This is a genomic window from Acidovorax sp. BoFeN1 (assembly GCF_003345135.1).
GTDB lineage: Bacteria > Pseudomonadota > Gammaproteobacteria > Burkholderiales > Burkholderiaceae_C > Acidovorax > Acidovorax defluvii.
Map to the genome: position 1 here is coordinate 24,568 of NZ_QOZT01000039.1, position 8,626 is coordinate 33,193.

Consider the following 8,626-nt stretch of genomic DNA (forward strand, 5'->3'; position numbering starts at 1 on the left):
ATCAGCGGGGCAGCTTGCCCTGCACCCCTTCGGCGAGCCAGTTCATCTGCAAAATCTGCAGGTCCGAAAGGGTTTGCCCGGCTGGGATGACCTCCTGCCCTGCGTTGTCGCGCACAGCGGCCTTGCCCGCACGAAACGGGTGCAGCCTGCCGGCGCCCACCGCCTTTTGCGCGGCCAGCACCTCTTTTTGCACGGCAGAAGGTACACGGCTGCCAAAGTCGCCCACGCGAATCATGCCCTCGCGCACGCCGCCCCACACACTGCCGCTTTTCCAGCTGCCGTTTTGCACCGCGCGCACGCGCTCGGTGTAGTAGCTGCCCCATTGGTGGGTGACCGCCACGATCTGCGCATCGGGCCCGGTGCGGCGCATGTCCGAGTGGTAGGCCACGGCCAGCTTGCCGCGCTCTTGCGCCGCCGCCATCACTGCGGTGGAGCCGGTATGGAACGCGATCACGTCCACGTCCTGGTTGAACAGCGCCATGGCGGCGTCGCGCTCTTTGGGCGGATCGAACCAGACGTTGAGCCACACCACCTTGACCGTGGCCTGCGGATTCACCGAGCGCATGCCCAGCGCGAAGGCGTTGATGCCCTGCAGCACCTCGGGGATGGGAAAGCCGGCCACATAGCCCGCCACGCCGGTCTGGCTCATGCGGCCCGCCGCGATGCCCGCGAGGTAACGGCCCTCGTAATAACGCGCATTGGCAGAGGCCACATTGGGGGCGGTCTTGTAACCCGTGATGGACTCAAACTTGACGTTCGGGTAGTCCTGCGCCACCTTGAGCGTGGGCTCCATGTAGCCAAAGCTGGGCGTAAAGATGATCTGGTGGCCCGTGGCCGCCAGGTCGCGAATCACGCGCTCGGCATCGGCCCCCTCGGGCACGTTCTCGACGAAGGTGGTCTGGACCTGGCTGCCCAGGGCCGCCTCGACGGCCTTGCGGCCCTCGTCGTGCTGGCGCGTCCAGCCCGCTTCGGTGATGGGCGAGACATAAACGAAGCCCGCCTTGACGGGCGCGGCATGCGCCTTGGTCGTGGCGGGGGTCTGGGCAAAAACGGGGGCGAAAAAACAGGCGGCCGCGAGCGCGGCAGCGAGGTTTTTGTACATGGTGTTCCTCTACATGGTCCCGGAGACTGAAAAAGCAAAAGACCGCCGGGACAGCGGTCTTTGCAAAGCATTTTATCAGGCGGGCCCCATCACCGCAGGCCAGCCCCAACGCCCTTACCGCGCCGGAACATTCACCGTGGTGCTGCCGTTTTTGTCCGTTGCGCCAGTGGCGCCGAAGGCACCCTGCGGGCCCGCCAAGCCGGGAGTCCGCGCACAGCCTGCGGTCAAGCCCAGCGACATGTCGGCGGCAGCGATCGGGCTGCGACTGCTCTGGTGCGTTGGCGCAACGCTGCACATCCTGCATCACCCCCCCCTGCTCATCCATCCGTGAGCCCACGACAGCCCCCGTGACAGCGCCCTCGGCGGTGGCAATGTCACGCCCACGTCCGCCGCCCACCTGGTGCACCGGGATTCCGTCCACTGCGGCGGTGCTCCAGGCTGCGGCCCGGGGCGGCAAAATGCGGACTGGCCTGTGCGCGCCGGCGCCGTTTCAGCGAGGCCGCCTGCCGCACATGGCAATGACCACACAGCAACCCCTTGCACCATCACCTAGAGGAGCCCCGCGATGCCCATGTTTGTCGACACATCCCCTCCTGGCCAGTGCATCTTTTGCCGCCTGGTGGCGGGCGAAATTCCGTCCGCCCGGGTGTATGAGGATGCACTGACCATCGCCTTCATGGACCTGGGCCAGGTCAACCCAGGCCATGTGCTGGTGGCAACCAAACGCCATGCGGCCACTTTGCTGGACATCACCCCCGAAGAGGCAGCCGCCGTCATGCAGACGGCCCAGCATGTCGCCCGTGCGGTGATGGCGGTGTTCAACCCGCCGGGGCTGACGCTGCTGCAGGCCAATGGCCGCGAGGGCGATCAGACCGTGTTTCACTTTCACCTGCATGTGGTGCCGCGCCATGCGCAGGATGGCATTGCGCTGTCGTGGCCGCGCAAAGACCCATCGCCCGAGGTGCTGCACGACCATGCGGCCAGGCTGCGCGCGGCCCTTGCCGCTGGCTGAGGCCGCACCCGCACCGCACCCGCGCCGGGGATTCGCGGCGACGGCGGGGTGCCTGGTCAGTCGCGTGGTCAGTCGTGCTCGACGAAGCGCTCGAAGGTTTCCTTCAGGCGGTGCTCCCACACACGCTTGTCGGCATTGCTCGCAAAGCTGGCCTCGAAACTGTTGAACGCCAGCTGGTAGGCGTGCCGGGCCGTCATGGCCGTTGCGGCAAACACCTGGGTAAAGTTCTCGTTGATATAACCGCCAAAGTAGGCCGGATCGTCGGAGTTGACGGTAGCGCACAGGCCGGCGTCGAGCAACTGGCGCAGGTTGTGGTTCTTCAGGTCGGGAAACACGCACAGCTTCTGGTTCGACAGCGGGCACACCGTGAGCGGGATGCGGTCTTGCGCCAGGCGCTGCATCAGGGCGGCATCGTGCACGGCCTGCACGCCGTGGTCGATGCGCTCGACCTTGAGCACATCGAGGGCGCTCCAGATATAGGCCGGTGGCCCCTCTTCGCCCGCATGGGCCACCAGGTGCAGCCCCAGCTCGCGGCAGCGGGCAAAGACGCGTGCAAATTTCTCTGGCGGATGCCCCAGCTCGCTGCTATCGAGGCCCACGCCCACGATCTTGTCCAAGAGGGGCTGCGCCTGCTCCAGCGTTTCAAAGGCCGAGGCCTCGCTGAGGTGGCGCAAGAAGCACAGGATCAGTGTGGAACTGATGCCCAGCTCGGAGCGCGCGTCCTCACAGGCGCGGTGCAGGCCGTTGATCACCGTCTCGATCGCCACGCCGCGTGCGGTGTGGGTCTGAGGGTCAAAGAAAATCTCTGCATGCGCTACGTTATCCATAGCAGCTCGCGCAAGGTAGGCGCGGGCCATATCGTAAAAATCCTGCTCATGCAGCAAAACGCTGGCCCCGGCGTAGTAGATGTCCAGAAAGCTCTGCAGGTTGGTAAAGGCATAGGCCTGCCGCAGGGCCTCTACGCTGGCATAGGGCAGCGGAAGATCGTTGCGCTGCGCCAGGGCAAAGATCAGCTCGGGTTCGAGCGAACCTTCGATGTGGATATGCAGTTCTGCCTTGGGCATGGCCCGCAGCAGCTCTTGCAGACGCTGCGCGGTGATAGGGGGCACTTTAAACATCAGCAGACTCCCAAAGTGATGCCGCGGGACAAGGGATGCGGCGCAAGGCACATGATGCCTTGTCGGCAGCGGTATGCAAACCGCACACCGCGCAGCGCAGCCACTGCCAGCCAAAAAAAGGCCGCCCGAAGGCGGCCAGGGTGAGACGGTCAGCCAGCGCAGCGCTTACTTTTTGTCGCCACCGGGGATCTTGCCTTCCACGCCCTTGACGTAGAAGTTGATGCCCCCCAGGAACTTGTCGTCGGCCACCACGTCTTTTTCCAGCACGGGCTTGCCGTCCTGGCCCACGATGGGCCCCTTCCAGATGGCGAAGCTGCCGTCCTTCAGGCCCGCCTTGATGGACTCGACCTTGGCCTTGGTCTCCGCTGGCACGTCGTCAGCCATGGAGACGATGTCGATGGCGCCTTCCTTCACGCCCCACCAGTTCTGGCCCGTGGCCCATGTGCCTTCCAGCGCATCCTTGGTGGCCTTGATGTAGTACGGGCCCCAGTTGATCACGGCCGATGCCAGGTGGGCCTTGGGGCCGTAGGCGGTCATGTCGCTGTCCCAGCCGAAGGCACGCTTGCCCTTTTCTTGAGCGGTCTTGAGCACGGCAGGCGAGTCGGTGTTCTGGAACAGCACGTCGGCGCCGCCATTGATCAGGCTGGTGGCCGCTTCGGTTTCCTTGGGTGGGCTGAACCACTCGTTCACCCAGACCACCTTGGTCTTGATCTTGGGGTTGACCGACTGCGCACCCAGCGTGAAGCTGTTGATGTTGCGGATCACTTCAGGAATAGGCACCGAGCCCACCACGCCCAGCGTGTTGGACTTGGTCATGGCCCCCGCGATCACGCCGGCCATGTAGGCGCCTTCGTAGGTGCGGCTGTCGTAGGTGCGCATGTTCTCGGCCGTCTTGTAGCCGGTGGCGTGCTCAAACTTGATGCCGGGGTTGTCGGCCGCCACCTTGAGCATGGATTCCATGTAGCCGAAGGTGGTGCCAAAAATCAGCTTGTTGCCCTGGCCCGCCATGTCGCGCAGCACGCGCTCGGCATCGGCCGATTCGGGCACGCTTTCGACAAAGCTCGTCTCGATCTTGTCGCCGAATTCCTTTTCGAGGGCCTTGCGACCGTTGTCGTGCGCATAAGACCAGCCACCGTCGCCCACGGGGCCCACGTAGGCAAATGCAATCTTCAGAGGCTCCTGCTTGGGTGCGGGTGCTTCGGTGACGGGGGCAGGCGCGGGCGCTGGGGCCGGTGCCGGCTCTTCCTTCTTGCCACAGCCCACGAGCGCGGCAGCAGCCACGGCAGACAGCGCGGCGACCTTGAGCAGGGAGCGTTTCTGGAGATCAGTCATGTAGGTTCCTTATGAATGAGAAAGGGGTTGCAACAATGTAAGCAAAATTTCAGGAGCCAGGATAGAACGGTTTACCCAGCGATGCCGGCATGTTCACCCGTATCCACGCCGGATTGCGTGAAATGAGCGCCAGCACCACGATGGTGGCCACGTAAGGCAGCATGCTCAGCAACTGGCTGGCCACCTGCACGCCGGTGGCCTGCAAATGGAACTGGAGCATGGTCACGCCACCAAACAGGTAAGCACCTAGCAATACGCGTGCCGGGCGCCAGGTGGCAAAGGTGGTCAGCGCCAGCGCGATCCAGCCGCGCCCGGCCACCATGCCCTCCACCCACAGCGGCGTATACACGGTGGAGATGTAGGCGCCCGCCAGGCCGCACAGGGCGCCACCCGCCATCACGGCCGCCAGCCGGATGCGGCGCACGGGGTAGCCCAGCGCATGGGCCGACTCGGGCGACTCACCCACCGAACGCAGCACCAGGCCCGCACGCGAACGGTACAGGAACCAGATCAGCCCCGCCACCAGCAGCATGGTGAGGTAGACCAAGGGGTGCTGCTGGAACAGCGCGGGCCCGAGCAGTGGCACGTCGCCCAGCACGGGAACCGCGTACTTGGGCAACTCGGGCAGTTTGGCCTGCACATAGCTGATGCCCGCAAACGCCGAAAAACCCACACCAAACAGGCTGAGCGCCAGCCCCGTGGCGTACTGGTTGGTGTTGAGCCAGATCACCAGCACACCAAAGATGGCAGCCAGCAACGCCCCCGCTGCCATGCCCGCGGCAAAGCCCAGCCAGGTGTTCCCGGTGTGCACCACGGTGGCAAAGCCCGCAATGGCGGCACACAGCATCATGCCCTCGGCCCCCAGGTTGACGATGCCGGCCTTTTCGTTGATGAGCAGTCCCAGCGCCGCCAGTGCCAGCACGGTGCCCGCGCTCAGCGTGGCGCCGATCAGCAATGCATACGATTCCATCAACGCACCTCCTTGCGGGCACCCACCCATCGCACGCGGTAGGCGATCAGCGTGTCGCAAGCCAGCAGCGTGAACAGCAGCAGGCCCTGGAACACGCCGGTCAGCGACTTGGGCAAGCCCATGCGCGACTGCGCCAGCTCTCCGCCGATATAGAACATGCTCATGAGAATGGCCGAAAACACCATGCCCACCGGGTGCAGGCGCCCCACAAAGGCCACGATGATGGCCGCAAAGCCGTAGCCCGCCGGCACATAGGGCGTGAGCTGGCCCAGGGGGCCAGCCACCTCCAGCGCGCCCGCCAGGCCTGCCGCACCGCCCGAGACCAGCAGCGCCGTCCACAGCGCCCGACGCGACGAAAAGCCTGCGTAACGCGCTGCTGCGGGCGCCAGCCCGCCCACCTGCTGGGCAAAGCCGGCACGCGTGCGAAACAAGAACACCCACAGCGCACCAGCGGCCGCCAGCGCCAGCAGCAGGCCAATGCTCACCCGCGAGCCCTGCATGAGACGCGGAATCTGCGTGACCTTCTCAAAAGTCTTGGTTTGCGGAAAGTTGTAGCCCATGGGGTCTTTCCAGGGCCCATAGACCAGGTAACCCAGCACCAGCGTGGCTACATAAACCAGCATCAGGCTGACCAGGATTTCGTTGGCGTTGAACTTGTCGCGCAGCAGCGCCGTCAGCCCCGCCCAGGCCATGCCGCCCAGCACACCGGCCAGCAAGATGGCGGGTACGATCCAGGGGCCCGTGGTCTTGTCGGCCAGCAGCGCCACACCACCGGCCACCACGGCACCAATGACAAACTGCCCCTCCGCGCCGATGTTCCAGACGTTGGAGCGAAAGCACACCGCCAGCCCCAGCGCAATCAGCAGCAGCGGCGTGGCCTTGACCATGAGCTCACCCACAGCGTAGGCCGAGCGCACCGGCTCCCAGAAGAACACCTGCAGCCCGCGCACCGGGTCTTTGCCCAGCGCGGCAAACAAGGCCACACCAATCAGCACCGTGACGGCCAGGGCCAGCAGCGGAGAGCCATAGCTCCACCAGCGCGAAGCCTGCGGTCGGGGTTCAAGTCGGAACATGCGGCACCCCCTGGGTCAGCGCGGCAAGCTGCTCGCGGTTGCGGGCCAGGTGCGCCTGCACGTCGGCGTGCCACAGGCCACTCATCCACTCGCCAATGCGCTCCACCGTGGCTTCGGCACGGGGCACCGAAGGCGACAGATGCCCCTTGGCCACCACATGCAGGCGGTCACAGATTTCAAACAATTCGTCCAGCTCCTCGCTCACGACCAGCACGGCGCAGCCAGCGTCGCGCAAGGCCAATATCTCGCCGCGAATCTGCGCGGCCGCACCAACGTCCACGCCCCAGGTGGGCTGCGAGACGATGAGCAACGTGGGGTTGGCATCGATCTCGCGCCCCACGATGAACTTTTGCAGGTTGCCACCCGACAGCGATTTGGCCGCCGAATTGGGGCCACCCGCCTTCACTTGAAAGCGCTCGATGATGGACTGGGCATGCTTTTGCAGTGCCCCCACCTGGATCCAGCCACTGCCACTGACGGCATTGGTGCGCGTGAGCAGCAGGTTGTGCGCCAGGCCCATGGTGGGCACGGCGCCGCGCCCCAGCCGCTCTTCCGGCACAAAGTGCAGGCCCAGCGCACGGCGCTGGCCCGGGCCCATGCGCCCCGCGTTCTGGCCCGCCACCTGGATGCTGGCCGGCCCGGCCCGCTGGTCTTCGCCCGACAGTGCGTAGAGCAGCTCTTTTTGCCCGTTGCCCGAGACCCCGGCAATGCCCACTACCTCACCCGCCTTCACCTCGAACTGAAGGTCGATCAAATCCACTCCGAACTGGTCGGCGCGCGGCAGCGACAGGCCCTGCACGCGCAGCACAGTGGCGCCGGTCTGCACCGCGCGGTGCTCCAGCGCGGGCGGCTCGGCGCCGATCATCAGGCGCGACAGGGACGCATTGGATTCTTCAGCCGGGTTGCACACGCCGGTGACCTTGCCACCACGCAACACCGTGCAGGCCGTGCACAGCGCCCGGATCTCGTGCAGCTTGTGGCTGATATAGAGGATGCTGCAGCCCTCGGACGCCAGCTTGCGCAGCACCACAAACAGTTTTTCGACCGCCTGGGGCGTGAGCACCGAAGTGGGTTCGTCCAGGATCAACAACTTGGGGTTGGTGAGCAGTGCGCGGATGATTTCGACGCGCTGCATCTCACCCACACTCAGTGTGTGCACCGGACGCAGGGGGTCGATGTCCAGCCCGTATTCAGACGCCTTGGCCGTAATGCGCTGCGTGACCTCGGACAGTGTGATGCGCTTGTCCAGGCCCAGCCACACGTTTTCGGCCACCGTGAGGGTGTCGAACAGGCTGAAATGCTGGAACACCATGGCAATACCCAACGCGCGCGCCTCTTGCGGGTTGCGCACCTGCACCGCCTGGCCGTTGAAGTGCACGCTGCCTTCGTCGGGCTTGACCGAGCCATAAATGATCTTCATCAGCGTGGACTTGCCCGCGCCGTTTTCGCCCAGCACGGCATGGATCTCGCCGGGCTGCACCGTCAGCGCCACATCGCTGTTGGCCACCACCGCCGGGTAGCGCTTGGTAATGCCCACCAGCTGCAGCCGGGGCGGCACTGCGCCGGACATGCCCGACGGGCCTGGCTGGCGGAAGTTAGGGGTGGAACTCATGCGGGCGATTGTCTCTCAGTTTTCACGAATGTCGATTGGATTCAAAAGAGGTTCCTGCGCTTGTTCCATAAGCGTAAGCAGCTATCCTTTTAGCAGCAAAGCCACCACGGCACAGGGCGTTTTTCCATGCCACGGCGCCCCCCGCATCTGGCGTGGAAATTGCGACACTGGCCGGGGCGGCATAAGCTTGCGCCATTGCCGGGTGCGCTCTGGTGCTCCGCTTTCCAACAACGTGTTTACGATCTCCACGCATCAAAGTGGCATTTTTCATATGACAACCCAGTAGTGTCCGGTTAAAAGTTGAACAAATTCAACTGGTTAGCGATGGGTGTCTCAATGGATTGGGATCGGTCGGCCTGCAAGGCGCATGAAATCTGGGTTTTCTCAAAAACTGACACTGACAAGAT

General features: G+C 64.7%; 8 protein-coding genes. 2 read left to right on the top strand and 6 right to left on the bottom strand.

Annotated features, from left to right (window positions below):
• Position 1: 1 nt before the first annotated feature.
• Positions 2-1,102: a BMP family ABC transporter substrate-binding protein gene (locus tag DTW89_RS10535; RefSeq protein WP_114655907.1), complete on the bottom strand. Its 1,101-nt coding sequence runs from the start codon at positions 1,100-1,102 to the stop codon at positions 2-4.
• Here DTW89_RS10535 and DTW89_RS10540 point away from each other — a divergent pair.
• Both DTW89_RS10540 and DTW89_RS10545 read left to right on the top strand, forming a co-directional pair.
• Positions 1,101-1,433 (top strand): hypothetical protein, encoded by a 333-nt coding sequence (locus tag DTW89_RS10540; RefSeq protein WP_114655908.1) that lies wholly within the window; start codon positions 1,101-1,103, stop codon positions 1,431-1,433. The two genes, DTW89_RS10535 and DTW89_RS10540, sit on opposite strands and share 2 nt — an antisense overlap.
• A gap of 234 nt (positions 1,434-1,667) precedes the next feature.
• The gene (locus DTW89_RS10545) at positions 1,668-2,114 is read left to right on the top strand and encodes an HIT family protein (protein WP_114655909.1); all 447 of its coding nucleotides are present in this window, start codon (positions 1,668-1,670) and stop codon (positions 2,112-2,114) included.
• 68 nt (positions 2,115-2,182) lie between these two features.
• Here DTW89_RS10545 and DTW89_RS10550 read toward each other — a convergent pair whose 3' ends face one another.
• The 5 genes from DTW89_RS10550 to DTW89_RS10570 form a co-directional block, all read right to left on the bottom strand.
• Complete coding sequence (locus DTW89_RS10550) at positions 2,183-3,232, bottom strand: adenosine deaminase (protein WP_114655910.1); 1,050 nt, start codon at positions 3,230-3,232, stop codon at positions 2,183-2,185.
• 165 nt (positions 3,233-3,397) lie between these two features.
• Positions 3,398-4,564 (bottom strand): BMP family ABC transporter substrate-binding protein, encoded by a 1,167-nt coding sequence (locus tag DTW89_RS10555; RefSeq protein WP_114655911.1) that lies wholly within the window; start codon positions 4,562-4,564, stop codon positions 3,398-3,400.
• Positions 4,565-4,613: 49 nt separating this feature from the next.
• Positions 4,614-5,534, bottom strand: coding sequence for an ABC transporter permease (locus tag DTW89_RS10560; protein ID WP_114655912.1), 921 nt, complete (start codon positions 5,532-5,534; stop codon positions 4,614-4,616).
• Entirely contained in the window at positions 5,534-6,607 is a 1,074-nt protein-coding gene (locus tag DTW89_RS10565; RefSeq protein WP_114655913.1) for an ABC transporter permease, read from the bottom strand. The genes DTW89_RS10560 and DTW89_RS10565 overlap by 1 nt, the downstream gene beginning before the upstream one ends.
• Entirely contained in the window at positions 6,594-8,219 is a 1,626-nt protein-coding gene (locus DTW89_RS10570) for an ABC transporter ATP-binding protein (protein WP_236637103.1), read from the bottom strand. The genes DTW89_RS10565 and DTW89_RS10570 overlap by 14 nt, the downstream gene beginning before the upstream one ends.
• Between the last annotated feature and the right edge of the window lie 407 nt (positions 8,220-8,626).

Excerpts from the sequence above, each read along its gene's own strand:
- DTW89_RS10540 (WP_114655908.1), top strand. The coding sequence starts at position 1,101 with ATGGTGTTCCTCTACATGGTCCCGGAGACTGAAAAAGCAAAAGACCGC.
- DTW89_RS10535 (WP_114655907.1), bottom strand. The coding sequence starts at position 1,102 with ATGTACAAAAACCTCGCTGCCGCGCTCGCGGCCGCCTGTTTTTTCGCC.
- DTW89_RS10545 (WP_114655909.1), top strand. The coding sequence starts at position 1,668 with ATGCCCATGTTTGTCGACACATCCCCTCCTGGCCAGTGCATCTTTTGC.
- DTW89_RS10550 (WP_114655910.1), bottom strand. The coding sequence starts at position 3,232 with ATGTTTAAAGTGCCCCCTATCACCGCGCAGCGTCTGCAAGAGCTGCTG.
- DTW89_RS10555 (WP_114655911.1), bottom strand. The coding sequence starts at position 4,564 with ATGACTGATCTCCAGAAACGCTCCCTGCTCAAGGTCGCCGCGCTGTCT.
- DTW89_RS10560 (WP_114655912.1), bottom strand. The coding sequence starts at position 5,534 with ATGGAATCGTATGCATTGCTGATCGGCGCCACGCTGAGCGCGGGCACC.
- DTW89_RS10565 (WP_114655913.1), bottom strand. The coding sequence starts at position 6,607 with ATGTTCCGACTTGAACCCCGACCGCAGGCTTCGCGCTGGTGGAGCTAT.
- DTW89_RS10570 (WP_236637103.1), bottom strand. The coding sequence starts at position 8,219 with ATGAGTTCCACCCCTAACTTCCGCCAGCCAGGCCCGTCGGGCATGTCC.